The organism is Limosilactobacillus antri DSM 16041 (assembly GCF_000160835.1).
Lineage (GTDB): Bacteria > Bacillota > Bacilli > Lactobacillales > Lactobacillaceae > Limosilactobacillus > Limosilactobacillus antri.
The window spans coordinates 136,676-163,105 of sequence record NZ_GG700733.1; the positions used below are offsets into that span (position 1 = coordinate 136,676).

The following is a 26,430-nucleotide window of genomic DNA, read 5'->3' on the forward strand; positions in this document are numbered from 1 at the left end:
CCTATTTCCTTATTTGCTTTCCAGATTGTTCGCTGATTTAAATATACATTATGAGCATATCACGGACAATATAATGCGAAATTACATATGATTTCTTAACCTTCTTGAGAAATAATTTAGAAATCCCTTTCATCCCCACCACGTCTGCCTTTAAAAAGCAACAGGCGGCCAGCATTTCCTCTTCCAGGAACTTACTAGCCGCCAAGCAACTGATGGTTTATTTATGGTAGGGCAAGCCATTAATAATGGTAAAAGCCCGGTAAACCTGTTCGGTCAGTACCAGCCGCATCAGCTGGTGGGGCAGGGTGAAGCGGCCAAAGGAAATTTGGGTATCGGCCCGCTTGAGCACCGCCGGACTCAGCCCCAGGGAACCGCCAATCACAAAGGTAATGTCGCTGTGGCCGTACGTCGTCAGCTGGTTGATTTCCTTGGCGAACTCCTCGGACGTCCGTTCCTTGCCCTTGATAGCGAGTGCGAAGACGTATTCACGGTCCTTGATCTTACTCAGGATTCGTTCTCCCTCCTTGGCCATCACCTCGTCCATTTCGGCCTGGCTCAAGGACTCAGGAGCTTTCTCATCCGGAACTTCCACAATCTCAAACTTGCAAAAGCGCCCCAGCCGCTTCGCATACTCCGCAATCCCGGCCTTAAAATACTTCTCTTTCAGCTTTCCGACACCGATTATTTTGATATTCAAACTTATCCACCACTTTCCACACGTTTTCCACAAAGTTATCCACAGGCTGTTAAAAGCCCACCAGGGATCTCCGAATGTTCGCTTCTCCGTTTCCGCGAAAAGCGCTTTCTGAGAGCAAACTTATCCACAGTTGTCCACAAAAACAACCGTTCCCTTCCCCAAGGTTAAATCGCCGTCAAATCAACGTTTATCAGGGCACATCTCTAAATGTTATCCACTTATCCACCGGTCACCGGTTAGCCTGTGGATAACTTTCAACTGGTAAAAATACCGGTAAATCAACTTTTGAAATTTCAGCTACTCTTCCCCATAACTTATCCACCGAGTTTTCCACAGTTAATTTCGCCGGTTATTCTATCATAAATCTTTCCCAAAATAACACGTCACGTGGTATTTGTGCAACACCCCGTGGCAAAATGAATTTTATTCCACAAAAAGTATGAATTATTCGTTTTTAAAGGTTTAAATTTGGGTAAAATCCGTCCCTGTCCCACGCCAATTCCCCAAACGGACCGCCCGACTTTTGCACAGGCAAGTAAAAAAGGCTTCCGGGGCGGTAAAGCCTCCGCAAGCCATTGCTGCTTTCTATCTCATGCGTACTTATGGGCAATCTTCCCCGATACGGCGGCAACAATCGCCGCGAGCAGGTCATCAATAAAGGTGTTCACGTGGCCCGCGTCAGTATCATACTTGGCAATGATACCTTTCTTGACCCGGTCGAAGTAGCCAAAATTGGTTGTCCCGATCGTCCCGTAGATGTTGGCGATTTGCAGGGCCAGGGTTTCGTCGACCCCGAACACCCCCGCGTCATTTTTAATGATACTCGACAGCGGTTCTGCGACCGCGCCGGCCTCCGTCAGCCGGTCCAATTCCAGCATGACCATCGCATTGTTGAGCAGTTCCCGCTTATGCAAGGCGTCCTGGAGGTATTCGTTGACCCGGTCCATCGTCAGCGTCGGTTCAAACTCGATTTGTGAATGATAGATAATGTCAGCCAGGTCGGCTAAGTTGACCCCCCGGTCCTTGAGCCGGCCAACCACAAATTCATAGGCCTTGGTATCAGGGTACTTAAACTTCCGGTTATTCATCTCTGTGCTCCTCCGTTCCAAAGATTTTAATTGCATTTTACCACTTTATCAAAAAAATGGCGGTTTCCCGCACGTCAATCAGTGCGCAAACCCGCCAGAATTAAAAGTTATTATTCGCCGGCCCCTTGCTGTTGCTGGCTGTTATCAGTGGCACTCGCTGCCTTGGTCAGGTGGACCGTGGCCGTCTGCTGCTGGCCGTCGCGGTAGAAGGTAATCTTGACGCTATCGCCCACCTTGTACTTGTACAGGGCCGCCCGCAGTTCACCGGTATTGTTGATGGTCTTGTCCCCTAACTTCGTGATGACGTCGTACTTCTTCAAGCCGGCGTTATCGGCTACGGAACCATCCGCAACCTGGGCAATCACAACCCCCTTGGTGATGTTGCTTGGCAGCTTTAAGACCGACTTCTGCTGGTCAGTCGTGACGTTGCTCAGGTCAATCATCCCAATGCCGAGGGCTGGCCGCGAAATCTTCCCGTTCTTCACCAGCTGGTTGATGATGCTGACCACTTCGTTGCTTGGAATGGCAAAACCCATCCCCTCGACTGAGGAACCGTCGTTGTTCGAAGCCAGCTTCATCGAGTTGATCCCGATGACCTGCCCCGCCATGTTAATCAGCGGGCCACCGGAATTACCGGAGTTAATTGCCGCGTCGGTCTGGATAACCGAGGTTAAGGTACCGTCAGTCCCCGCCTTTAGGGTCCGGTTCTTGGCGGAAACGATCCCCTTAGTAACGGTGTTGGCGTACTCGCTCCCCATTGGCGAACCGATCGCCAAAACATCCTGACCGGTGGTAATGGAATTGGAATTACCGAATGACGCCACCGTCTTCACGTTGGCGGAGTTAATCTTTAAGACCGCCAAGTCGGTTGCCGCATCGCTCCCCACGAGGTCCGCATCGACCTTCTTGCCGTTGCTCATGATTACCTGGAGCGCACTGGAGCCGGCGACCACGTGGTTATTAGTAACTATGTAAGCCGCGTTGCCAGACTTCTTGTAAATCACCCCAGACCCTTCGCTGGCCGTCTGGAGCTTGTTGTTATCACTGCTTTGGTTACTGCCATCGACCCGGCCACCGATGCCAAAGACGTCCAGCATCCCGTTGTTCTGTTGGACCTTCTGCTTGTTAATCACGCTGACCACCGCTCCTTGAACCGCGTTGTACGCCTTGGTCGAAGCGGTGTTTAATTCCGCCTTGTTGCCGTTGACCTTCGTGCCGCCGTCCTGGTTTGAACCGCTCGGCACCTTGGTGCTGACGACCGCTTCATGGTGCTGAATCACACCATTGATGCCCAGTGCAACGCCGCCCCCAATTAGGCCGGCGACCAGGCCGATACCAGCAACTTTCGCCCAAAACCGGTTGCTACGGAGTTTTTGATCGCTCATTTTTCATTCCTCCAAATCAGTTATCACTAATAACCATAACGTATAGTTGTGAAAAAAGATTGAAATTCCTGTTATATGACCATTAACTTGCTCGGCTCTTCCGGTTCGGCATCCACCAGCTGAAAGTCCTGGTCAACCCCAAAGTCATGCTGTTGCATCAGACTGGCCACGGTCAGGTGGGCCAGGGAGCGCATATTATTGTGCTGGCTGCGGTGACCCAGGAAGATTTCCTTGGTCCGCCGCCCAATGACACTCATCAGCGCGTCAGCCCCCTCTTCGTTTGAGAGGTGCCCATCATCGCCGAGGATCCGCTGCTTGAGCGGCCACGAGTACGGCCCCATCCGGAGCATTTCGGTGTCGTGGTTGCATTCCATCAGGTAGGCGTCGGCGTCGCGAATCGTTCCCGCAACCCGGTCAGAAACGTAGCCGGTATCGGTTAGAATGCAGAAGGTCTTATTATCGTGGTGGACCTGGTAAAACTGCGGTTCGGCCGCGTCATGCGAGACGGCAAAACTCTCAATATCGAGGTCGCCCAGGGTTTGCACACTGTTCGGGTTAAAGATAAACTTCTGCTCGTCCGGAATTGCCCCGACCTTGTTGGCCATCGCCTGCCAGGTGCCGCGGTTCGCATAGACTGCCATACCGTAACGACGGGCCAAGACCCCAACCCCATGACAGTGGTCACTGTGTTCGTGGGTGACGAAGATGGCCTCAACATCGGCGAGGGACCGGTCGATTTTGGCCATCAAGCCCTCAATTTTCTTGCCGCTCAGTCCGGCGTCAATCAAGATCCGGTGCTGGTCGGTCTCCAAGTAAGTAACGTTGCCAGTGCTTCCGCTGGCAAGAATGCTGTAACGTAATGGATTCTGCTCTGCCACTCCAAGTGCTCCTTTTTCACTTATTAATACTGTCCATGTTGACGGTGTCCGGCGACGACTTCATGATCGTGCTGTTAAAGGCGTTGACGTTCAGTCGCTGAACCGTGTCCGCCGTCTTCGTCTTGATCTCCACGGCCCAGGTCGGGACATAAACGGCCCGGTTGTGGTTATTGGTTGTCAAAAGCTTCGTATAGCCCAAAATCGCCCACCGGATCTGCGAATTGTTAGGAATCTGGTTGTGCCGATAAAGCCAGACTACCGCCTGCCGCTGGCTAATGGTAGCCGTCCGCTGCTGGAGGGTCGTCGGGTCTTCCAGGTAGGTCTGAGTGTAGCCCGTTACCTGGTTGTTCCAGTTAATCCGGAAGCGGATTTGCCCATCGCTGGACAAGACGGGCTGGTCCTTCACCATCTGGGTATAAACAGCTTCTCGCCGGCTCGACAGCTGGGCACTGTACTGGTAGTGCTCACCCAGGGGAACGTTGCGGGCCCGGCGGACAACCTGGTCGAGCCGTGACTGCGGCCGGTCACCATTGAGCTTGATTGGCGAATCGAATTCACTCACTAGCTGACTATCGGCAAACCGGGAAGTCTGGTTATGCAGCTTTGCCATTTGCTGCTCCAGCTCCCCGCCATCGCCCGACCGGCTGCCGGAAATGTAAAAAGCGTTCGGCTGGTGCTTGGATAGGTTTTGGTAGCTGATCGAATCCGCCCGCATTTCCTTGAGCACCGTCGACTGCCGGCTCTGCGTGTTATTGGTAATGGTAAACCGGTTTTGAAAGAGCAGCTGGCAACCGACAATAATGTCAAAGAGGATGAAGGCAACCAGAAAAATCCACTGAATTCGTTTAAAGTTCACCTTGCACGCCTCCTTACTTAATCAATTGCTCGTAATCAACCCAGTTGCCATGGTACCGCACGAAATATGTCGGCGTCAGCTTAACCACCTTATTATTGTCATCGGACCGCCAGAGGTAACCGACCCGGATCCCCTTGATGTCCTTAAAATGCGGACTGGCGTGCAGCTCATTTAGGACCTCAGACGTAGCCGGCAGTTTCACTTCCTGCTGGTTGATTGGCAAGGGCACCTGGAGCGAATACCGGCTCATCTGGCAACGTTCGGCTCCGGTATTGGCTTCCAGCTGGATGCTGCCGTAACCGTCTTCGTTAAAGATCGGGAAGCCGTCGACAAACGTTCGGTAGGTAAAGCGGCGCTGGTGGTTGCTGGTCCCGTCAAAGCGGATGTTGCTCAGCTGTACCCCGGTCTTGACCAGCCGGTTATAGAAGTAGGAGTATAGCTGGTCCGTCGACCGGTGGTCATCGCTGTTGGTATAGGACTCATAGTCGACGGTCCCGTTGTTGCGGTGATAGACCAGCCGCTGGTTATTGCCGCTGCTGTATACGACCTGGTCGCCATTCTTGCTAGAGGTGATGTTGCTGCGGTGACTGCTGCTCAGCAGGTTGGAACTGAGGGTATCGATGTTTTGGTTGGCAACCTGAAAGGCGAAGACCGGCAGGGTAACGCTCTTCGGGTAGGTCAGCATCGTTTCGCCGTTGATAATCTTGTGGTCAACCGCGATCCCCCGAGCGCCCCGCGTCAGGTTGGCAATTTGCTTGAAACTCCCCTTCTTCACCTGCAGGCGGTAAATCCCGTAGCGGTGGTCGCTCAGCAGGTAGACTTCCCGCGGCCCCTTTAACGGGATCACGATGTGGTTAATTTGGGCCACCTGGTCGCTGTTGACCGTCTGCGAAAAGGTTTCGTTGAAGACGAGGGTCGGAATTGCGTTCGGGTAGCTGAGCGTGATGGCGTTGTGCCGCCGCAAGTAGCTCAGGTAAACGTCACCATTGTTGCTCTTCACCGTTGCGACCCGGCCAAACTGCCAGCCCCGAATGCTGTTCTTCACTTCCCGCATCAGGCTGATCTGGGTGCTGTACAAAAAGGTCTGGCTGCCCCGCCCGTCCGTCCGCACCATCGTGGTGGGCAGGTAGACGTCGCCCATTGACTGGGCCGTGTACTGCTGGCTGCTCTTGGTGACGTTTTCCCGGTGCGCCCCCTCATACTGAAAGGGGTTCGTCCAGATCAGGCCGGATAAAACCAGGCTGATGATTACGACGATCGCCAAAGCAATTGAGAGCCAGTTGGTCTTCAGCTTGTTAATCATCCCAATCATCCTCCTCTTCATACGGAACGTACGGCAGTGAAATGTAGAAGGTCGATCCCTGGCCCTCGACACTGTCGACCCAAATCTGCCCGCCAAGCAGGTTGACCACTTCCTTGGAAATTGCTAAGCCCAGGCCAGTTCCCCCCTGCTTCCGGCTCCGGGCCTTATCAACCCGGAAGAAGCGGTCGAAGATTCGGCCAAGGTCCTTGCGGGGAATCCCCAGCCCCTGGTCAGAAATGCTCAAGATCACGTGATTATGGGTTTCCAGCAGGCGGGTGGTGATGACCCCGCCGTCTGGCGAATACTTAATCGCGTTGTTCATAATGTTATCGATGACCTGGGTAAATTTGTCGGTGTCAATTTCCACCCAGAGGTCCTTATCAGTAAAGTAGCGTTCAATTGTGTACTTTTTACTGTCCTTATTGTTCTCGTTCTTTTTGATAATCATGTCAAAGCGGTTCAGGATGTAGTTGAACAGCTCCTTGATGTTGACGTACTCCAAGTTGAGCTTGGTCGTCCCGGAATCCATCCGCGACAGGCTCAACAAGTCGTTAATCATCCGAATCATCCGGTTGGTTTCGTTTTGAATTACCGTTAGGAACTGGGGCGCAATGTCCTGATCCTTCCAGGCCCCGTCACTCAGCGCCTCCACGTAACTGTGAACGCTGGTCAGCGGGGTCCGCAGTTCGTGGGAAACGTTGGAAACGAACTGTTTCCGTTCCCGCTCTTCCTTCTGCTGGCTGGTAACGTCGTGCAGGACACACACGAGTCCGCTAATGAAGCCGGATTCTCGCTGGATTGGCGAGAAGTAGGCGTTGAGGATCAGGTCGTTGCCGCCGGCCGACATATCAATAATCATTTCCTTCTGGTTGCTGTTGATCAGCTCCCGGACGGTGTAGTCGTGGCGGATGTCCAGGGCGTCAATTATCGATTTGCCGATCAAGTCGTCCTCGTGGTCCACCCCTAGCAGTTGCAGGGCCATGTTGTTAACAATCGTGATGTTGCCCCGGCGGTCCGTAGCAAGCACCCCATCGGACATATGGGAAAGGACGCTGTCCAGCCGCCGCCGTTCAGAATCGGAGGACTCCTGGGCCTCCTCGACCCGGACGGACAGGTTATTGACTGCCCCGGCGAGCTGGCCTAATTCATCATTGCCCATTACCCGGACCTGCCCGGAAAAGTCCCCGCGGGCGATCCGCAGGGTTTGCTTGCGCATTTCCTCAATCGGCCGGGTTATTTCCTGGGAAATAAGGACGGCGAGGAAGAGGGACAGGATAATCGTTACCAGGGCCGCGGAGAAGTAAATCAGCGTGATGTTGTTAATGTTGGAGTAGACCCCCTCCAAACTCGCCCGGAGGAGGACGGCCCCGACCACGTTATTGTTACTGTCGTTGAGGGGGATCACGTTGACGTAGTAGCGGTTGTGATTGGCACCATCGTAGACGTTTTCCGAGTGGGATCGGTTGTTTAACAGGGTCGCCTTGACCATCGCATCGGTCGTCTTTTGCCCCACTATGTTCCGGTTATCGGCCGTACTGGTACCGCGAAATACCCCTTTGCTGTCCACCACCCGGATTTCGGAGATGTTGTTATTGTTGACCTCCGACAGGATTTGCCGGATTTCCTGGTCGGCCTTTTTCGTATTAGACCGGGATAATTGTTCACTGAGCGAATTATCAACGTAGGAGGGCAGTTCAATCGTTTGCTTGAAAGTGTTCAGGTTCTGGTGCTCCAATTGACGCACAAAAACCGCCCCCACGCATTCGAGCGTTAACATCAGCATTAACGCAAACACGAGGGCGATTTTTACCCGAATTGATTGATAAAACTTTAACTTGCTATTCACAACTGCTCAGCCTCTAATTCTGGTCAGGATTTGCCAAGTAATAGCCGACTCCCCGGCGCGTGATGAGCCATTGCGGCTGGCTCGGGTTATCCTCGATCTTTTCCCGCAGCCGCCGCACCGTTACGTCAACCGTCCGGACGTCGCCAAAGTAGTCATAGCCCCAGACAGTTTGCAAGAGGTGCTCCCGGTTAATGACCTGGCCGATGTGCTGGGCCAGGTAGTGGAGCAGTTCAAACTCCCGGTGGGTCAGGTTGATGTTTTCGCCCCGCTTGGTAACGGTGTAGGCCTCCGGGTGGATTGTGATGTCACCGACCTTGATGTCGGTGTTCTTATCTTCTTCAGCGGGGGCTTGAGCGGTTGCTTCCCGCCGCAGGTTCGCCTTGACCCGGGCTACCAATTCCCGGTTGGAAAACGGCTTGGTAACATAATCATCGGCGCCGAGTTCCAGGCCAAGGACCTTATCAAGTTCGGAATCCTTAGCGGTGACCATAATAATCGGGGTCGTGTGCTTCGCCCGGACCCGCTTGGCAACTTCCAAACCGTCAACCTTTGGCAGCATTAAGTCCAGGATAATCAAGTCCGGATCCTCTGCCTCGACCTTTTCGAGGGCTTCTTCACCGTCAAAGGCGACGACGACCTCGTAGCCTTCCTTTTCCAGGTTAAACTTAATGATGTCAGAAATTGGCTTTTCATCATCGACAACTAAAATCTTTTTTGCCATCTCAATAGTCCCTCCAATGGGTATAATTGACGATTTCACTTCAATTCTTCTAATTTTGCTATTCCTATTATAGCACAGGCACGGTGACTTCCCAGCCAAGTGTCGGTTCAAGCCAGCACCGCCCAAGCCTAAATTAATTTCTTAATTTCCCCTTGCCAAACGGCTGAGATTTTGCTATTATTATTAACGTTGATTAACAACGTTATGGGCAGTTAGCTCAGCTGGCAGAGCAACGGACTCTTAATCCGTGGGTCCAGGGTTCGATCCCCTGACTGCCCATCAGAGGTTGAGATTTGATTCTCAGCCTCTTTTTTTGTTTTACAAAGGAGAGTCACCATGGCGAAAAAGGAAGCATTGACCGAAATCCAAATTACGCTCAACACAATTGGCGGCAAGTGGAAGCCATTGATTCTCCACTACCTGCAAACTGAAGGAACCAAGCGGTACAGCGAAATCCTCCGTTACCTAGAAACGGCGCCAAAGAAGACCCTGACCGCCCAACTGCGGGAGTTGGAACGGGACCAGATTGTGAAGCGGACCGTCATCCCCACCGTTCCCGTCCAGGTCGAATACAGCGTGACGGAACACGGCCAGTCACTTTACCCGATCCTTGAGGTAATGTGCGCGTGGGGCTACCTCAACCAGACCGATTACCAGCTCAAGCACCCGACCTGCGAATACAACGAAGAAACCCGGGCAGTTAAACAAGCGCGCCTGCACAAACTCTATACCCAATTTGCCTCAGACCAGGAGGATGAACAAGCGGGTACCCAAAAGTAACCTAGGCAATAAAATGTGCCGTCTTGCCGTTTAACCCTTAGCCAGCTATCATCAAAAGTGTAGTTAGTTAGGATTAAACGAAAGGACGGCTTTTTCTTATGAAACAAATCAACCTCGGCGCCACTAGCCTTAAAATTCCCGCCATGGGTCTTGGCATCATGCGGATGGAAGCTAAGAGCCCCGAACAAGCGGCAGCAGCCCTCGACACCGCCTATGACCACGGGATCAACTTTATCGACTCGGCCGACATCTACGGTCAGGGCAAGTCGGAAGAAGTGTTCGGCCGGGCCCTGCAAAAGGCGGCGGTTGACCGGGAAGACCTCTTCATCCAATCGAAGGTCGGAATTATCGTTGACCCGGCCCGCAGCCATGGCAGCTTTGTCTTTGGCAGCCGTTACGAATTTACCAAACAGCACATCCTGGAAGCGGTCGACGGCGTCTTAGGGCGGATGGGCGTTGACTACCTCGACGCGGTCCTCCTCCACCGACCGGACCCGCTGATGGACCTGGCTGGAATCAAGGAAGCCTTTGACATCCTCCAGGCCAGCGGTAAGGTCCGCTTCTTTGGCGTTTCCAACTTCAACCCCCAGCAGTTCATGATGGTTCAAGACAGTGTGACCCAGCGACTGATGTTCAACCAGCTCCAGTTTGGCCTGATGCACACCGGGATGGTCGACTTCGGGATCAACACCAACATTAGCAATGCCGACGGGACCGACCACGACGGCGGCCTGCTCGACTTCTGCCGGCGCAAGCACGTTACCATCCAGGCCTGGTCACCATTCCAGTACGGCAACTTCGAGGGGACCTTTATTGACAACCCAGACTACCCAGAACTAAATGACCAACTGGCAAAGTTGGCGGCAAAGTACCAGGTCGGCAAAAACGCGATTGCCGCGGCCTGGGTCCTCAAACACCCGGCCCAGATTCAACTAATCATGGGCACCATGAACCCCGCCCACATCGCCGACAGCGCAACGGGCGCCGACGTTGATTTGACCAACCAGGAGTGGTACGACCTCTACCTGGCCGCTGGACACAAACTACCATAGGAGGCTAATCAAATGTATCAAGCAAATCCAGACCGTTACCAAAAGATGATTTACAAGCGGGTCGGCAAGAGCGGTCTGAAACTCTCCGCGATTGGACTCGGCTTCTGGCATAATTTTGGCAGCGTCGACCCCTACGAAAACCAAAAAGCAATCGTCCACCAAGCTTTTGACCTGGGAATTACCTACTACGACCTGGCTAATAATTACGGACCGGTCCCGGGGAGTGCCGAAGAAAACTTCGGCCGCATCATGGCAACCGACATGAAGCCCTACCGGGACGAAATGATTATTACCAGCAAGGCCGGTTATGAGATGTGGGACGGCCCTTACGGCAACTGGGGTTCCCGCAAGAGTATCATCGCCAGTGCTAACCAGAGCTTACAGCGGCTCCAGCTCGACTACGTAGACATCTTCTATTCCCACCGGCCGGACCCGAAAACGCCAATTGAAGAAACCGCCGAAGCCCTTGACCAGCTGGTCCGTGAAGGCAAGGCCCTCTACATCGGTATTTCCAACTATGATGGCAAGCAAACTGCCGCCATCACCAAGGTCTTTAAGGACCTCCACACCCCATTTATCATTCACCAGCCCCGTTACAACATGTTTGACCGGCATATTGAGGACGACTTGCTGCCAGTATTGAAGCAGGAAGGCAAGGCCGCCGTCTGCTTTAGTCCGCTCGCCCAGGGCCTGCTCACCGACCGTTACCTCAACGGGATCCCGGCCGACTCGCGGGCGGCCAAGTCCACCAGCCCATTCCTCCATGAGGACCAGGTAGAACGGACCATCGGCAAGGTTAAGCAGCTCAACGAAATTGCTGCCGAGCGCCAGCAATCACTCGCCGAAATGGCGGTTGCCTGGAACCTGCGGGAACCCGAAATTGCCTGCGTCCTCGTCGGTGCCAGTCGCCCAAGCCAGCTCGTTGACGACGTTAAAGCCCTCAATAATTTATCATTTACCCCGGATGAGTTAGCCGCAATTGACCGGGTCTTAGCAGAAAAGTAAGTTCAGAGGACCTGTGACAAAACTATGCTTTGCCGCAGGTCCTCGTTTTAGTTTTGAATATTTTAAAGATATCACGTGACCCCAGATAGGCTAGCTACGCGTCGCAACCCAGGGACTTAGAGTCTAGCGATGCGCAGCAAGGCTATTTGCCTACGGACAATCACCGGCCCGTGCCGTGCCAATGATCGTCCTAGGCTAGCCTTACAGTCCCTAACCGTGGGTTGTGTCACAGCTCTTTTTTTATTAGCGGACTTGACGGCTACGTTACGTCATCCTGTAAAATTTGGGTATCATTTCGACAAGGAGGATTTCCTTATGATATATACCAGTGGACAGCTTGCCAAGCGCTGCCGCGTTTCCGTCCGGACCGTTCAATACTATGACCAGCAGGGCCTGCTCCACGCGACCCGCACTTCGACCAACCAACGGCAGTACCAGGAAGCCGACTTAGCCCGCTTACAGCAAATTCTGGCCTACCAGCAGCTCGGCTTTGCGTTAAAAGACATTCGGCAGCTGCTTAACAACGAGAATGATTCGGCCCCGTTGCGGACACTGATTAACCAGCAGCGAGAAAAGGCGGCGAGCGACCGGCAACGGGCACAAGCGCAAATTGACAGTCTGAATTTTTTAGAAGCGCAGCTGGCGGATTCGCAAGTGACGGCAACGAGTTTGAAAAAGAGTATTCTTTATGGTCAAAGGCAGCCCGGCAAGCTGCGCCAGCTTCGGCGAACCCTCCTCATTTGGGTAATTTTAATTGAATTCCTTCTCTGGGGCCTGGCCGCCCTTATCTGGCGCGGTGCCTCAACCTGGTGGGCCCTCCTTGGCATCCTGCTGACAGTTCTGATCACGATACCCATGTTCAGTAATTACTACCACCATGTCAGCTACCTCTGCCCTCATTGCCAGGCCGAATTCACCCCAGCATTCAGGCGCTGGCTCTGGGCCGCCCATACCCCGAACACCCGGAAATTAACCTGCCCCCATTGTCAGCAAAAAAGTTACTGTATTGAGGAATACCGAAGCAGATAACCACTACTCCAGCCAAAATAATCTGCCGCCTCCGTTAAACTTCACAAAAAGTCCTTGCCAACCGCGCTGAAAATTGATATTATTATTTGTGTTGTCAATGACATGGGCAGTTAGCTCAGCTGGCAGAGCAACGGACTCTTAATCCGTGGGTCCAGGGTTCGATCCCCTGACTGCCCATCTTAACAAAAAGGTGATGAGGGAAATTCCTCATCGCCTTTTTTCTTTGTGTTTAGCCGCCTAGGGGGTGCGTGCCATGTCCGTTATTTTAATCCTATCACTAATCTTCCCAGCCCTAATCAGCTTTTGGGGATGGCAAGTTTTTAGTGGAAAAGAAGATTGGTACCAAATTCTGTATGGTCGTTGGCCACGAATGGATGATGAATTTATTGCCAAGCACCACCGACTATTAGGATTAAGTTATTTCGTTTCCGGCCTGCTAGCAAGTATTCTCTTGCTGGTGTTGGCCCTCGGCAAATAGCATAAACCATACCAAAAAATTCCCCAGGAAATATTTCCCGGGGAATTTTACTTTATCAATATCAATGGGTGAGCCGTTTAACGACCAGGTCGCCGAAGAATTGGATAACCAGCACCATTAAGAGGATAATCAGCGTCGCCGCCACCGTCACGTCATTTTCAAACTGGTTGTAGCCGAGGGTAATGGCGATGTCGCCAAGGCCGCCGGCACCGACAGCTCCCGCCATTGCCGTCAGGCCAATCAAACTAATGATGGTCACGATCGAGGTCCGGGCAATTTCGGCCGCCCCCTCTTTTAAATAGACCTTAAAGATAATATCGACGGGTGACAAGCCCATTGCCACGGCCGCTTCGACCAGGCCCTGGTCAACCGACGCCAGCGCCCCCTGGACCTGGCGGGCGTAAAAGGGTGTGCACCCAATCACCAGCGGCACAATCGCTGCCGTGGTCCCAATCGAGGTTCCGACCAGCAGCTTCGTCAGCGGGGTTACCAGGGCCAACAGGATAATGAAGGGGATCGACCGCATGACGTTGACGATCTTATCCAACACCTGGTAGACCGCAGCGTTAGCGAGGACCTGACCCGGTTCGGTAACCACCAGGGCCACCCCTAAGACTAGGCCGATCACCCCCACCAGCACCCCCGACGCAAAGAGCATGTAAAGCGTCTGCCAGATTGATTCCACAAACTGGGTTTGGTTGCTGACAACGTTCGGGAAAAGGTTTGCGAGCCACTGCATTTTAATCGACCTCCTTGAGTAGTTTGTTCGCGACAACCGCCGGGTGGGCCGCTACGTACTGTTGTAATTCCGCCACCTGGTCATTACGGACGGCAATTACCGCGGTCCCCCAGAGCTGGTTTTCTACCCGCTGGGTATTGTTGTAAACCAGCTTAATTTGTTCGACCCACCGCTCAATTGTCTTAAGCAGGGTAAACAGGTCGGTCTGCTGTTCCCGGTAGGTAAAGCTGACCAAGCTGCGCTCCTCGGCGGTGTACTGCTTAATCAGCGCCGCCATGTCCTCCGTTCCCTGGTCGCCATCAACCAGCAGTTCCCGGGTCAGTGGCTGCTGCGGGTTCAGGAAGAGCTGCGTCGTCGGTCCCTGCTCGATAATCTGCCCGTGGTCCATTACCGCCACCTGGTTCGTAATCTCCCGGACCACTTCCATCTCGTGCGTAATCAGGATAACCGTCAAACCGAGCTGTTTATTGAGCCGTTGCAGTAATTGAAGAATATTTTGCGTCGTCTTAGGGTCTAGTGCACTTGTTGCTTCGTCACTAATGAGAATTTGCGGGTCATTCGCCAGCGCCCGGGCAATTGCCACCCGCTGCTTTTGCCCGCCAGAAAGCTGGCTGGGGTAGGCATCCTTACGGTCCGCCAGGTCCACCAGTTTGAGCAGCCGGTCAGCCTTTTGCCGCTTTTCCTGCTTTGAAAGCCCACTGTGCAGGAGCGGCAGCATAACGTTTTCTTCGACCGTCCGCGTCGCCATCAGGTTAAAATGCTGGAAGATCATCCCGATTTTTCGCCGCCACTGCCGCAATTCCCGCTGCCCCAGCGTCGTGATGTCCACCCCGGCGATCTTTACGCTGCCGCTAGTTGGCCGCTGCAGGAGGTTAATCGTCCGGGCAAGGGTACTTTTTCCAGCACCAGAATAGCCAATCAGGCCAAAGACGGTCCCGGTTGGAATGGTGATATTGACATCGCGGACCGCAGCAATGGTCTGCTTACGATTGCGAAAATCGACTGAAACCTGTTCTAATTCCAGCATCCCTGATCGCTCGTTCATTGTGATTCCTCCTCTTACTTATTCGGGTCGTACCAGTAGCCATCGTGATTGTGCTTTTGCAGGTACTGACGAAATTCTTGTGATTGGTAAGCCTTCTTAACTGCCTTGGCCCATGGCTTGTTGGCGTCCTTCTTGTTTACCGTGGCTTGGAGCAGGTACTGCTTTTGCAGCTTTTCCTTGACCAGGGCCTTAGTCAACGGAATCTTCGCCCCGTAAGAAATGCTCCCCGGCAGGACCGCGTAGTTGACGTCCTTGATGGAGCGGGGGATTTGACTAGAGTTCATCTCGACGAATTGCAGGTGGTGCTTATTTTGGCTGACATCCTTTTGGGTAATCGTGGCTCCCTCACTGCTCAGCTTAATCAAGCCCGCCTGCTGGAGCAGCTGGTACGCCCGGGAACGGTTGGACGGGTCGTTGGGAATCGCAACCTTGGCGCCGCGCTTAATGTTCTTTAACGAAGAGGATGAACCCGGATAAATCCCCATCGGCACCGTTGGAATGGCCGTCAAACCGACGAAGTTCGCATGGCGCTGCTTGTTAAAGTTATTGAGCCAGGCCGTGTGCTGCTCGACGTTCAAATCCGCACTGCCCTCGCTCAGCGCCTGGTCAGCATGGTTCAGGTCGGAGAAGGACTGGGTCTTAACCGTGTAGCCCTCTTTTTTCAGGATCGGTGCCACGCCCTTTTCAAACAAGTCGCTGTACGGGCCCGGGGACGTTGCCAGCCGGATCGTCTTATTGTTATCCGCCGCTTTAACCTTGCCGGGCTGGAGTGCCCCTAAGCTGCTGGTAACCAAAGTGGTAATTCCTAAAGCCACGGCCATCGTCTTAGTAATCTTCTTCCAGTTCATAATCTCGTCTCCTATCGTAATTTAGCTAGTAAGTTCAAGGCGTTGTAGTAGAAAAACTTAATCCCGGTCGTGAGGGCCTGGTCATCAAGTTTCAGGTCGGGGTGGTGCCAGTCAGACGTCCCGTGACTGCCGACAAAGGCAAACACGCTCGGGATCCGCTGGGAAAAGTAGGCGAAGTCCTCACCGGTAGTTGACGGTACCGGCCGCACGACCCGGGCAAACTTGGCGGTGGTTTCCGCCACCAGCGGGGTCAGCTGGTCATCGTTGTTCACCACGTCTGGGCCCTTGATCCACTCAATCTCAGGGGTCACGTCGAAGGTCGCCGCGCCCGCTTTGACAACTTCCATAAAGCGCTGCTTGGCAAGCTTCCGGCCCGCCGTGCTAAAGCTCCGCACGGTTCCCTCGAAGCTGGCGGTTTCCGGAATCACGTTCCAGGTGTTGCCGCCGCTAATGTGGGTTACCGACAGGACCACCACTGCCTGGGGGTCGACGTTGCGGCTGACGATCGTTTGCAAGCTGTTAACCAGCGAGGTCAGGGCCACAATCGGGTCCCGGCCTAGTTCCGGCTTGGCGGCATGGGTCCCCTTCCCGTGAAGGATCACCTTAAACTGGTCGACTGCCGCCATCAGGCCACCCTCCAGAATTCCCACCTCGCCAGCAGCCAGGTCGGGTTTGTTGTGAAAACCGATGATGGCGTCGATACCCTCGGCCCCGCCGCTTTCCATCACTTCCTGTGCGCCGACGTGGGTTTCTTCCGCCGGTTGGAAAATCAGTCGGATCGTCCCGGCAAAATCTGCATCCTTCAGCGCTTGGGCCGCTCCCAGCAGTGATGCCATGTGGAAGTCGTGACCACAGGCGTGCATCACTCCGGGGTTAACCGAGGCGTACGCCAGGCCGGTGGCTTCATGAATTGGCAGGGCATCAATATCCGACCGCAACGCGACGACCGGGTGACCGTGACCAAGTTCGGCCACCACCCCGGTCTTAAGTTTGGCCGGAGTAATAATCCGGTAGCCGAGCGTGCGCAAGCGGTCGCGGAGGTAGGCACTCGTCGCTACTTCCTGGTCCGACACTTCTGGATGCTGGTGTAAGTAGTGACGAATTTGAATTGCCTCGTCCGTCACCGCCGTGAAGTCTGTTGTCATTACACTTACTTCCTTTCTGCAAAGCTCTGTTTCACTGGCAACCCGTAATTTAAGCAGCAAAAAGGGCTACCAACCACTCGACATGGTTGATAGCCCTTTTGCTACCGGCGGCGCTAATTTTAAGTGCCGCTCCGTGAATATTTCAGGAAAAACGGGTACTCAAAATGCCCCAACTGCTCCCATGTCAGTTCGGTTCGTCTTTTGAGTACAACAACAAAGGGTTTTATCCAAACGCAACATGGTTACAGCACTTCCTTTCTTTTCGCAATTACAAGTTGTGACTAATAGTAAGCGGAAGCGGGCCCTTTGTCAACCCGCAATTTCAAATTTACTTATTTTCGTTGAGCAATTCTTGACGGGCCGCCCCCAGCTTGGCCTGTTCGGCCGGGCTTAGCGTTGGGTAGGCCAGTGGTAATTTCTCCAGCCGCTTGGTCAAAATATCGGAAACAATCAGGCGCGAGTACCACTTATCATCAGACGGAATGACGTACCAGGGGTTTTCCTTCGTGGCGGTCGCTTTGATTGCCTTTTCGTAAGCCGTTTGGTACTGATCCCAGTATTGCCGTTCCCGAATGTCGGCAGAGGAGAACTTCCAATTCTTTTCTGGCGTATCAATCCGGGCAAGGAAGCGGCGTTTTTGTTCTTCCTTGGAGATGTGGAGGAAGAACTTCAGCACCACGTAGCCATTCCGGGTCAGGTACTTCTCGTATTCCCGAATATCCTGGTAACGCTTCTTAAAGAAGTGGTCATTGACGTCCGCCAGCGAGCTGATTTCCGGCAGGTTGCTGTTGAGGATTAGTTCGGGGTGGACCCGGGAGACCAGGACGTCTTCGTAGTAGGAACGGTTAAACACCCCGATGTCGCCCCGCAACGGCAGCTCCTTGTTAATCCGCCAGAGGTAGTCGTGCCGCAGCTCTTGGGAGGTCGGCTGCTTAAAGTTGGCAACTTTGAACCCCACCGGGTTGACCCCGGAAAAGATGTGCGCGATCATGCTGTCCTTGCCCGCAGCATCCATCGCTTGAAAAACCACCAACACGCCGTAATGGCGCCGGGCGTACATCTTCTTCTGCGCTTTTCGGATGTGTTTAAGGTTCTTTTTGATCTGCTTTTTAATCTTCTTCAGTTCATCACTTGAATCCTGAACAAAGGTTGGCGCCTGCTTAATCTTAAAATTATCATCGCGATACCGGTACTGTTTCGTGTCCATTGCTGAAGTCCTCCTTTTTGGTATTACTTCAATCCTATACCAAAGCGCGGCAAATGGTTAATTTAAACTCCTGGGTTGACAAAAAGTAAGAATGCCGGTATAGTTATGCCAAGCTTAGAAACGAAAGGAGCAATCATAATGACTAACGCAATCTTTACCAATTCAGCAGCTTGTTGTGCATGTTGTGCGAACGCCAACATGCTATTTGCGTTACCTTATGATTACTCATCACGGGGCCGGCAAAGCTGATTAGCAGCTTTACCAGGTTTAAATCTACTACCCACGGAAGAGTTCTCAGAGTGCGCGCACTGGGAACTCTTTTTTTGTTGCTAAACTGCCATCATTCCACCTAAAGAAAGAGAGCATTAAAAATGCAAACATTCATCATTGTCATCATCGCCGCCATTATTATGGCCGGCATGGTTTACCTGCACCGCCGCCACTGGGGCTTTAATAAGCTGGTGTTCCTGGCCCTCGCGCTGGGGATTATCGGTGGTAGCGCAATCCAACTGCTTTACGGGCCGACCAGCAAGACGGTCACAAACGCGATTGATTGGATCAACATCGTCGGCAACGGCTACATCGCCCTGCTGCAAATGCTGGTCATCCCGCTGGTCTTCGTTTCCCTGGTCAGTGCCTTTACCCGTCTCAAGGCGAAGACCAACTTAAAGAAGATGACCGCCAACGTCCTGGGGATCCTGCTGTCCACCACGGCCATCGCGTCCTTCCTGGGCATCATGAGCGTGATTGCCTTTAACCTCCAGGGAGCCGGCTTTATCAAGGGGATGGCGGCCAACTCGACCGCGGTTGAGGCGATCAAGACCCACCAGGAAACGCTCAAGGATCTGACCCTGCCGCAGCAAATCACCAACCTGCTGCCCACCAACATCTTCGCCGACTTTGCCGGGACCCGGTCATCCAGCACCATCGCCGTGGTGATCTTCTCCCTGATGGTCGGGATTGCCTACCTCTGGCTGCGTGACAACCAGGCCGAAGAAGCCCGGATCTTTGCCAAGGGCATCGCGGCACTGCAAGGAATCGTCAGCCGCCTGGTCAAGATGGTCCTGGAACTCACCCCTTACGGTATCTTTGCCCTGATGGTCAAGGCCACCGCCACGAGCAGCTTTGCCTCGATTGCAAAGCTGGGAACCTTTATCATTGCCGCCTATGTCGCCATCATCGCGATGTTTATCGTTCACACCCTGATCCTGCTGGCCAACCGGATTAACCCGGTCACCTACTACAAGAAGGCCTGGCCAGCACTGGTCTTCGCCTTCACCTCCCGGACCAGCGCCGGAACCCTGCCGCTGAACGTCAAAATCCAGCGTGACTCCCTGGGAGTAAGCAGTCCCGTCGCCAACTTTGCCGCCAGCTTCGGTCTGACGATCGGTCAGAACGGCTGTGCCGGAATCTACCCATCAATGGTGGCGGCGATTATCGCCCCAACTGTGGGAATTAACGTCCTCTCCTGGCAGTTTATCCTGACCCTGATGGCAATTGACGTGATCGCCTCCTTCGGGGTGGCCGGCGTCGGCGGTGGGGCCACCTTCACTACCTTGATGGTGCTGGGCACTTTAAACCTGCCCGTTGCCATTATGGGGGTTCTGATCGCTATCGACCCGATCATCGATATGGCCCGGACCGCCCTCAACGTCAACGATTCCATCCTTGCGGGCGTGGTGACCGCCAAGAACATGGGGGAACTCGACTACGAGCAGCTCGGCGACCGTAAGAACATTGTTGCCAACGAACTTTAATTGACCCTAACAACATTTATTCAGTATACAAACGCCAGCCGTAAGTTCCTTCTTACGAGCTGGCGTTTTTATGCCGAAAAAGCGTGAAGATGAGCTCTGCCATCCTCCCGCTTCTTTAGGAGATACTTAGCGTTTTGTTATTAGATGTCTTCTGGGTGCCGCTGGATGTAGCAAACCTTGGTGTCAGTGCATTCCAGAATGCCGTGCATCCCGTCAGAACCACCGATCCCGGATTCCTTAACTCCGGCGTGGTAGCCCTGCATAGCCTCGAAGTAGTTCCGGTTAACGTAGGTTTCACCGGCCTGAATTTCGTTAATGGCGTAGGCTGCCCGGTCAAGGCTCTTGGTGAAGATCCCGGAGGTCAGACCCATCGTGCTGTCGTTGCACATTTCAACGGCATCCTTGAGGTTCTTGAAAGTCATGACCGGCAGGACCGGACCGAAGATTTCGTCTTGGATTGCGGAACCTTCCTGAGTGACGTTGGTCAAAATGGTTGGTTCGTAGAAGAAGCCCTTGCCGTCCATTGGCTTCCCGCCAACAACGACCTTGGCGCCTTCCTTGACGGCCTGCTTGACCTGACTGTCAACCTTTTCGAGGGCCGCCTTGTTAATCAGCGGGCCCATGCCGATGTCCGGGTTCTTAACGGTGTCACCGGTAGTAATGGCCTTAACGCCCGCGGTCAGCTTCTCCATGAACTCGTCAGCCACGCCTTCCTGGACGTAAACCCGCTGAACGTTGTTGCACAGCTCACCGTTGTTGTCGAACCGCGAGCCGATGATGTCCTTGACGGCTTCGTCGATGTCGGCATCGTCACAAACGATTGCTGGCGCGTTCCCACCTAATTCCAAGGAAACTTCGCCAACGTGTTCCGCAGCGGCGGACATAATCCGCTTTCCGGCGTTAACGGAACCGGTCAGGCTCGCCATCCCGATCTTCGGGTTCTTGGACAATTCGTTGCCGACCACGGAACCCGGTCCGGTGACGAAGTTGACAACCCCGGCTGGGATGCCGACTTTATCACAGAGTTTAGCAAATTCCAAGGCACCAATTGGCGTATCAGAACTTGGCTTCAGGACGATGGTGTTCCCAGTAACCAGAGCTGGCGCCATCTTCCGCGCAATCAGGAAGAATGGGAAGTTCCACGGCAGGATGCCGGCGATGACCCCAATTGGCATCCGCTTGAGCAGGATCGTCTCGTCCTTGTTGTCGGATTGGATAACTTCACCCTTGTAAGTCCGGCCAGCGGCGGCCATGTAGTCAAAGTAGTCGGCCGTGAAGTTAACTTCCGTTTCGGCCAGGGAGCGAATCTTCCCTTGTTCAACCTGCAAATTCTTGATCCATGGTTCGGGGTCCTTGCGAATTTCCTCGGCCAGCTTGTGGAGGTACATCCCCCGGGTCGGTGCGGGAACCCGGTGCCAGGACTTTTCGGCTTCGGTAGCGGCGTCAATTGCCGCCCGCGTTTCTTCAACCGTGGCGCTTGGAACCGTCCCGAGAACCGCTTCATCGTTTGGGCTGATGACCGTGATCTTTTCACCAGAGTCCGTATCAACAAACTTGCCGTTAATGTACATCTTGTAGTGTGGTGCAGCCAATTTTATTGCTTCCTTTCAAGCACTTGCTAAACCAAACTTCTCTTCATACCAAGAATTAATTAGTCACCGGGCTGGTAGTCCTTATCGATAATCAGCACTGGCTTGATGGTCTTGCCAGATACTGAATCAGCGTTGGCTTCGTTGATCTGGTCGAAGTCGTAGAACTTTTCGGTCTTGTCAAAGTCGAACATACCGAGCTTGTAGAATTCAATCAGCCGTGGAATGTCAACCTGTGGAATCGAGTCACCCATGTTGACCCCAACGATGGTCCGGTCGGCTGGGCAAAGATCGTTCCAGGTGTTGACGTCAATGTGCTGGGCAGTAACGGCAATCGCAGCCAGAACCCCACCTTGAGCCAAGGCTTGGATGGCGTCTTCCATTACCTTGGTAACACCGGTAGTATCAACGATGTAGTCAACGCCCTTGCCGTCGGTCAAGTCTTGGACAGCCTTGACCATATCCCGGTCGTTAGTGTTGATAGCGTCCGTCGCGCCTAACTCCTTCGCCAGTTCCAGCCGTTCTGGTACCCGGTCAATGGCAATCACCTTGGTGCAGCCGGAAATCTTACCAGCCATCATGGCGGCCAGGCCAACGGCACCGGTCCCAGTAACCGCGATGGTCGAGCCTGGTTCCGGCTTCAGGGTGTTGAAGACGGTCCCGGAACCGGTGACGTAACCACAGCCCAGGGGTCCAAGCTTCCGCAGGTCAAGGTCTTTTGGAACCTTAACGGCGTTCCGCTCCCGAACCACGGTCGTCGTGGTGAATGATGATTGGTCAAACATATCGTCGACCTGGTGACCATCTTCGGTGAAGTGGGCACTGCCGTCAGGACGAACCCCGGAGAGGTTGTTGGCAGCGTAGTTCAGGCACTTGGTTGGCTTCCCCTTCAAACAGTTGATACAGTTGCCACAGCCGTAGAAGGACAGGATAACGTGGTCACCCGGCTTGAAGTCCTTGACTTCGGAGCCGACCTTTTCAACAATCCCGGAACCTTCGTGGCCCAAGATAATTGGGTAGCCGATCTCAGCATCACCCTTCCGCAGGGCTTCATCGGAGTGGCAGATCCCAGTGGCCACCATGTGAACCTGGAGGTCATCTGGTTGCATCTCTGCCAATTCAACGTCGTCACGAATATCAAACTTAGCGCCTTTCTTATCTACAACAGCAGCTTTGATTTTCATAACAATCCATCTCCTTAGAAATATCCAATCGCTTTACAATGTTTAAAGTATCACAAAGTTGGCGAATGGTTAGAAGATTTTGGCACCGCTTCACTGCTGATAATTGTTACACACCTACTTAGAGTATACTGGACCGCCGCTAAAATTTTGTGAAACTTTTTTACTTGTCGTATGTTAACCATTTCATATATCCGTCTAGCAAGCCTAATTTACCGCACAAAAAAATCGGCGGTGACCATCAAGGCCGCTGCCGAAGTTCATTTAACCTAATTGTTGTTCACTGGGCCGCACGTGGGCGTGCCGCAAACGGCCAATTTGTTTTTCCCGGCCGTCGTTGACGATAAACTGGTCAGTTGCCCCGCAGTGAGCGCAACAGACGATAATTTGGTAGCGCTGGGAGTCGTCCCGGTTGGTGTCCATCCAGTTGCGTTCCGCAATGATTAATGGCTCCCGGTGGCACCGGTAGCACGGAATTGCCAGCTGGCGGTCCTCACGAAAACCATCCCCGGTTTTGCCGACCATGCCGTAGCGGTCCTCGCCATAAACATTGTCAAAGTTATTGTAAAACATTATTCCGCCTTCCTAATACTCCTTGGTCGCCGGCCCCTTGCTCCGGACTACTAAGAAAATCACCAGTTCGAGGGCAAAAATTGCCAGCGCACAGATAATAAACAGCGCCTGGTACGAACTCAAGCCGATTACCACCCCGCCAAAGAGCGGTCCAAAGGCCTTGCCGAGCGAAGAGTAGGCGTTCAAAATCCCCTGGTACTTGCCCTTGACGGCTGCCGGCGAGAGACTGTTGACAATCGCCGGCATCGTTGGAATCACCGTCGCCTCACCAATTGTCAGGACGACCATCGCCAGGATGTACCAGGCGTAGGACTTGGCCACCAGCAGGAGGACGAAGGATAGGGCAATCGTCAGCGTCCCCACGTAAACCAGCAGGTAGGGACTAAGGTGCCAGCGGTCCAGCCAGGACAGTCCTAGCTGGGCCACGACAATCAGCACCCCGTTGATCGTCCACAACAGGCTGTACTTAGTCATCGAAATCCCCTGCTCGGTCATGAAGACGGAGAGGTTGCTCGACCACTGCTCATACATCGTCCAGATCACGCACAGGCTGATAAAGAAGGTCCAGCAGATCCAGAGGTTGGCCCGGGGAATGCTGACCTTGCCCGTCGGTTCCTTGTCTGCCGCAGCAGGCGTACCTGCCGGGACCGGGCTGCCGTTGCCAAAGCAGGTCAGGGTAATTACCGCCAGAAGCGTATAGAAGACCGTGGTAAAGGCAAACAGCGGGCCCACACTGCCGTGAGCGTACTGGTAAAGCGGACCCACGATCGTTGTCCCAATCACCATCCCCAGGTTGCTGGCAAAGTACAGCATATTAAAAACATAGCGGCCGTCGCGGCCGACCTTGGTCGCGTAGGAATTAATCATGGTGATAATCCAACCGTTAAAGAAGCCAATCATCGTCAGTAAGATGGCGTAGATCGGCCAGCCGTTGAAAAAGATCAGCAGGGCGATAATGATGGTCGCCACGACGGTCCCGCCAAACAGCAGCCAGTGCGGGTTATGCCGGTCAAAGAGGTTGCCGCTTAAATAGCTGCCGACCACGTTCGCACCGGAATAACAGAGCAGTACGATTCCAGACATCGTCAGTGTTTCGTGGAGCTGCTCGTGCATGTAAATAGTGGTCAGCGGCCAGACAAAACTGTTGCCGAGACTGCTGATAAACATACTGATTAACAACCACTTTAACTTCACCGCGTTCTGCGTTTGCATCCTCGCCACCTCCAGGATAGATTCTTCGCCACAAGCACTTGCGTTATTTGTATTCCGCGAAAATAAACCCTAAATCGACTAACCGCTAGTCAATTTAGAGTTTGTTTTTTCCCTACTGGTGGTCCTCCGGGACGTAAGCGACGGACGCAAACTTGTTATACGACTTGGCAAACAAGAGCTTGACCGTCCCCCGCGGGCCACTACGGTTCTTTTCAATAATGACTTCAACTTCACTGACGTTGGCCGCGTCGGCATCGTCCTCCTGTTGGGCCGGACTGCCGCCCTGCTGGTCCTCGTCATCATCCCCCTCGTGCTCGTAGTAATCGTCACGGTAGAGGAAGCTGACAATATCGGCATCCTGTTCGATCGACCCGGATTCACGAATGTCGGACAGCACCGGCCGCTTGTCCTGTCGCTGTTCGACTCCCCGGGAAAGCTGGGAAAGGGCAATGACCGGTACTTCCAATTCCTTAGCGAGCTTCTTGAGCTGCCGGGAAATCTCGGAAACTTCCTGCTGACGGTTGTCGGGGTTGCTCCCTTCAATCAGCTGAAGGTAGTCGATCACGATCAAGCCCAGGTTACCCTTTTCCTTGGCGAGGCGCCGGCACCGGGCCCGGATTTCGGCCACCTTTACCCCGGGCGTGTCGTCAATGTAAATTTGGGCGTTCGACAGGGTCCCCATCGCCATGTACATACTCTCCCACTCTTCCGGGGTCAGCTGCCCCGTCCGCAGGTGGTTGGCGTTGATGTTGCCCTCGGCACACAGCATCCGGTTAACCAGTGACTCCGCCCCCATTTCCAGGCTGAAGATTGCCACCGTGGTTCGCTTGCCGTCCTCGGTCCGGGTGGCGACGTTCTGGGCAATGTTCAGTGCGAAGGCGGTCTTCCCCACGGCCGGCCGGGCAGCGATGATGACCAGCTCATCCTTATGTAAGCCGGTCGTCATCTCGTCCAGCTGCTGGTAGCCGGTTTTCAGGCCGGTAACGTCGCTCTGCTGCTGGGACAGCTCGTCAATGTGGCTTAGGGATTCATCCAGGACCGTGCTGATTTTCTTGAAGGAGGTCTGACTACTCCCCTCAGATACCTGCATCACGTCCCGCTCGGCCGTATCAAGCAGGTCGCCGAGCTGCTGGTTGTCAGCGTAGCTATCGTTGATAATCTTCGTCGCCACTTCAATCAGCCGGCGCCGGGTCGCCTTATCATGAACAATTTTGGCGTAGTAGCTGACGTCGCGCGCGGACGGCACTGACGAGGCCAGCTCCGCGATGTAGGCAGGGCCGCCGACGTTTTCCGACTGCTTGTCCTTCATCAGGGCACTATTCATCGTAATCGGATCAATTGGCTGGTCGTTCTCATACAGGTCGACCATTTTTTCAAAAATAATTTGGTGGGCCCGGCGGTAAAAATCGGGGGCTTCCAAATATTCCATTGCATCGGCCAGCGCGTTTTTACTTAAAAAAGCAGCTCCCAGAACTGCTTTTTCAGCTTCAAGATCGCGGGGCTCTTCTTGCATGGGTGCATTATCCATAGCAATACCGCTCCTTTGACGTTAATTGCAAACTACTTTTCCGCAATGTGTACCCGGATTTCTGCCGTGACCTCGGGATGCAGCTTGATTGGCACGTTGACGTAGCCCAAGGCCTTGATTGGTGCTGCCAACTCAATCTTGCGCTTGTCAATCTTGACCTGGTACTGCTTTTCCAGGGCCGTCGCGATTTGCTTGGTGGAAATGGAGCCAAACATCCGGCCATCAGTTCCGGCCTTCCCGCTCAATTCAACGACGGTCTTGTCATTTTCCAAGACCTTCTTGACCTGCTGGGCCTCCGCCAACTCTTCCTCGGCGTGCTTTTCTTCGGCCCGCTTTTGGCCCGCCAGCTGGCTCATGGCTGATTTGGTGGCCTGCTTGGCCAGGCCCCGCTTAATGAGGTAGTTTTGGGCGTAACCGTCAGGAACGTCCTTCACTTGACCCCGCTTGCCGCGTCCGCGAACATCTTGAGTAAAAATAACTTTCATTCT

25 protein-coding genes and 2 tRNA genes are annotated in these 26,430 nt (G+C 53.7%); 8 read left to right on the forward strand and 19 right to left on the reverse strand.

All coding sequences use genetic code 11. The features are described 5' to 3' along the window. Window positions 1-217: 217 nt before the first annotated feature. The 8 genes from rlmH to yycF form a co-directional block, all read right to left on the reverse strand. Window positions 218-697 (reverse strand): 23S rRNA (pseudouridine(1915)-N(3))-methyltransferase RlmH, encoded by a 480-nt coding sequence (gene rlmH / locus HMPREF0494_RS04215; protein ID WP_007123697.1) that lies wholly within the window; start codon window positions 695-697, stop codon window positions 218-220. 590 nt (window positions 698-1,287) lie between these two features. After that, window positions 1,288-1,785 carry a phosphatidylglycerophosphatase A family protein gene (locus HMPREF0494_RS04220; RefSeq protein ID WP_040458787.1) on the reverse strand — a complete coding sequence of 166 codons (498 nt, stop codon included), beginning with the start codon at window positions 1,783-1,785 and terminating at the stop codon, window positions 1,288-1,290. A 110-nt stretch (window positions 1,786-1,895) separates the two neighbouring features. Beyond that, window positions 1,896-3,170: a S1C family serine protease gene (locus HMPREF0494_RS04225; RefSeq protein WP_007123699.1), complete on the reverse strand. Its 1,275-nt coding sequence runs from the start codon at window positions 3,168-3,170 to the stop codon at window positions 1,896-1,898. Window positions 3,171-3,241: 71 nt separating this feature from the next. Then, window positions 3,242-4,048, reverse strand: a complete 807-nt coding sequence (locus HMPREF0494_RS04230) for an MBL fold metallo-hydrolase (protein ID WP_007123700.1) — start codon at window positions 4,046-4,048, stop codon at window positions 3,242-3,244. A 16-nt stretch (window positions 4,049-4,064) separates the two neighbouring features. Next, on the reverse strand, window positions 4,065-4,904 hold the full coding sequence (locus HMPREF0494_RS04235) for a two-component system regulatory protein YycI (protein ID WP_007123701.1): 840 nt from the start codon (window positions 4,902-4,904) through the stop codon (window positions 4,065-4,067). Between the two features lie 13 nt (window positions 4,905-4,917). Beyond that, window positions 4,918-6,207 carry a two-component system activity regulator YycH gene (yycH, locus tag HMPREF0494_RS04240; protein ID WP_040458788.1) on the reverse strand — a complete coding sequence of 430 codons (1,290 nt, stop codon included), beginning with the start codon at window positions 6,205-6,207 and terminating at the stop codon, window positions 4,918-4,920. Beyond that, window positions 6,200-8,053 carry a cell wall metabolism sensor histidine kinase WalK gene (walK, locus tag HMPREF0494_RS04245; protein WP_007123703.1) on the reverse strand — a complete coding sequence of 618 codons (1,854 nt, stop codon included), beginning with the start codon at window positions 8,051-8,053 and terminating at the stop codon, window positions 6,200-6,202. The genes yycH and walK overlap by 8 nt, the downstream gene beginning before the upstream one ends. Before the next feature lie 13 nt (window positions 8,054-8,066). Beyond that, window positions 8,067-8,774, reverse strand: coding sequence for a response regulator YycF (yycF, locus tag HMPREF0494_RS04250; protein ID WP_003711451.1), 708 nt, complete (start codon window positions 8,772-8,774; stop codon window positions 8,067-8,069). A gap of 206 nt (window positions 8,775-8,980) precedes the next feature. Here yycF and HMPREF0494_RS04255 point away from each other — a divergent pair. From HMPREF0494_RS04255 to HMPREF0494_RS04285, 7 genes are all read left to right on the forward strand, one after another. After that, a tRNA-Lys gene (locus tag HMPREF0494_RS04255) sits at window positions 8,981-9,053 on the forward strand. A 57-nt stretch (window positions 9,054-9,110) separates the two neighbouring features. Then, a complete protein-coding gene (locus tag HMPREF0494_RS04260; protein ID WP_007123704.1) occupies window positions 9,111-9,554 on the forward strand; it encodes a winged helix-turn-helix transcriptional regulator in 444 nt (147 codons plus the stop codon). 98 nt (window positions 9,555-9,652) lie between these two features. Next, window positions 9,653-10,606 (forward strand): aldo/keto reductase, encoded by a 954-nt coding sequence (locus HMPREF0494_RS04265; protein ID WP_007123705.1) that lies wholly within the window; start codon window positions 9,653-9,655, stop codon window positions 10,604-10,606. A gap of 12 nt (window positions 10,607-10,618) precedes the next feature. Further along, complete coding sequence (locus HMPREF0494_RS04270; protein WP_007123706.1) at window positions 10,619-11,611, forward strand: aldo/keto reductase; 993 nt, start codon at window positions 10,619-10,621, stop codon at window positions 11,609-11,611. Between the two features lie 315 nt (window positions 11,612-11,926). Then, a complete protein-coding gene (locus HMPREF0494_RS04275; RefSeq protein WP_040458789.1) occupies window positions 11,927-12,640 on the forward strand; it encodes a MerR family transcriptional regulator in 714 nt (237 codons plus the stop codon). A 104-nt stretch (window positions 12,641-12,744) separates the two neighbouring features. Beyond that, window positions 12,745-12,817: transfer RNA gene (locus tag HMPREF0494_RS04280), tRNA-Lys, on the forward strand. A gap of 76 nt (window positions 12,818-12,893) precedes the next feature. Beyond that, window positions 12,894-13,118: a hypothetical protein gene (locus HMPREF0494_RS04285; protein ID WP_007123708.1), complete on the forward strand. Its 225-nt coding sequence runs from the start codon at window positions 12,894-12,896 to the stop codon at window positions 13,116-13,118. Window positions 13,119-13,179: 61 nt separating this feature from the next. On the opposite strand, the gene HMPREF0494_RS04290 is transcribed toward HMPREF0494_RS04285, so the two are convergent. The 5 genes from HMPREF0494_RS04290 to HMPREF0494_RS04310 all read right to left on the reverse strand — a co-directional run bounded on the left by HMPREF0494_RS04290 (window position 13,180) and on the right by HMPREF0494_RS04310 (window position 18,102). Beyond that, on the reverse strand, window positions 13,180-13,857 hold the full coding sequence (locus HMPREF0494_RS04290; protein ID WP_007123709.1) for a methionine ABC transporter permease: 678 nt from the start codon (window positions 13,855-13,857) through the stop codon (window positions 13,180-13,182). Between the two features lies 1 nt (window position 13,858). Continuing rightward, a complete protein-coding gene (locus HMPREF0494_RS04295) occupies window positions 13,859-14,902 on the reverse strand; it encodes a methionine ABC transporter ATP-binding protein (RefSeq protein WP_007123710.1) in 1,044 nt (347 codons plus the stop codon). Between the two features lie 14 nt (window positions 14,903-14,916). Then, the gene (locus HMPREF0494_RS04300; RefSeq protein WP_007123711.1) at window positions 14,917-15,750 is read right to left on the reverse strand and encodes a MetQ/NlpA family ABC transporter substrate-binding protein; all 834 of its coding nucleotides are present in this window, start codon (window positions 15,748-15,750) and stop codon (window positions 14,917-14,919) included. An 11-nt stretch (window positions 15,751-15,761) separates the two neighbouring features. Continuing rightward, a complete protein-coding gene (locus HMPREF0494_RS04305; protein ID WP_007123712.1) occupies window positions 15,762-16,895 on the reverse strand; it encodes an amidohydrolase in 1,134 nt (377 codons plus the stop codon). Between the two features lie 328 nt (window positions 16,896-17,223). Continuing rightward, a complete protein-coding gene (locus HMPREF0494_RS04310; protein WP_007123713.1) occupies window positions 17,224-18,102 on the reverse strand; it encodes a PPK2 family polyphosphate kinase in 879 nt (292 codons plus the stop codon). Between the two features lie 371 nt (window positions 18,103-18,473). Between HMPREF0494_RS04310 and HMPREF0494_RS04315 the strand changes: the two genes are divergently transcribed. Continuing rightward, entirely contained in the window at window positions 18,474-19,859 is a 1,386-nt protein-coding gene (locus tag HMPREF0494_RS04315; RefSeq protein WP_007123715.1) for a cation:dicarboxylate symporter family transporter, read from the forward strand. 140 nt (window positions 19,860-19,999) lie between these two features. On the opposite strand, the gene aldA is transcribed toward HMPREF0494_RS04315, so the two are convergent. The 6 genes from aldA to rplI all read right to left on the reverse strand — a co-directional run bounded on the left by aldA (window position 20,000) and on the right by rplI (window position 26,427). Further along, a complete protein-coding gene (aldA, locus tag HMPREF0494_RS04320) occupies window positions 20,000-21,451 on the reverse strand; it encodes an aldehyde dehydrogenase (protein WP_040458790.1) in 1,452 nt (483 codons plus the stop codon). Window positions 21,452-21,510: 59 nt separating this feature from the next. Then, window positions 21,511-22,632, reverse strand: coding sequence for an NAD(P)-dependent alcohol dehydrogenase (locus tag HMPREF0494_RS04325; RefSeq protein WP_007123717.1), 1,122 nt, complete (start codon window positions 22,630-22,632; stop codon window positions 21,511-21,513). Window positions 22,633-22,893: 261 nt separating this feature from the next. After that, the gene (locus HMPREF0494_RS04330) at window positions 22,894-23,202 is read right to left on the reverse strand and encodes a hypothetical protein (RefSeq protein WP_007123719.1); all 309 of its coding nucleotides are present in this window, start codon (window positions 23,200-23,202) and stop codon (window positions 22,894-22,896) included. 12 nt (window positions 23,203-23,214) lie between these two features. Then, window positions 23,215-24,414, reverse strand: coding sequence for an MDR family MFS transporter (locus HMPREF0494_RS04335; RefSeq protein ID WP_007123720.1), 1,200 nt, complete (start codon window positions 24,412-24,414; stop codon window positions 23,215-23,217). Between the two features lie 112 nt (window positions 24,415-24,526). Further along, window positions 24,527-25,942, reverse strand: coding sequence for a replicative DNA helicase (dnaB, locus tag HMPREF0494_RS04340; protein ID WP_007123721.1), 1,416 nt, complete (start codon window positions 25,940-25,942; stop codon window positions 24,527-24,529). Between the two features lie 32 nt (window positions 25,943-25,974). Next, the gene (gene rplI / locus HMPREF0494_RS04345; RefSeq protein WP_007123722.1) at window positions 25,975-26,427 is read right to left on the reverse strand and encodes a 50S ribosomal protein L9; all 453 of its coding nucleotides are present in this window, start codon (window positions 26,425-26,427) and stop codon (window positions 25,975-25,977) included. Window positions 26,428-26,430: the final 3 nt, after the last annotated feature.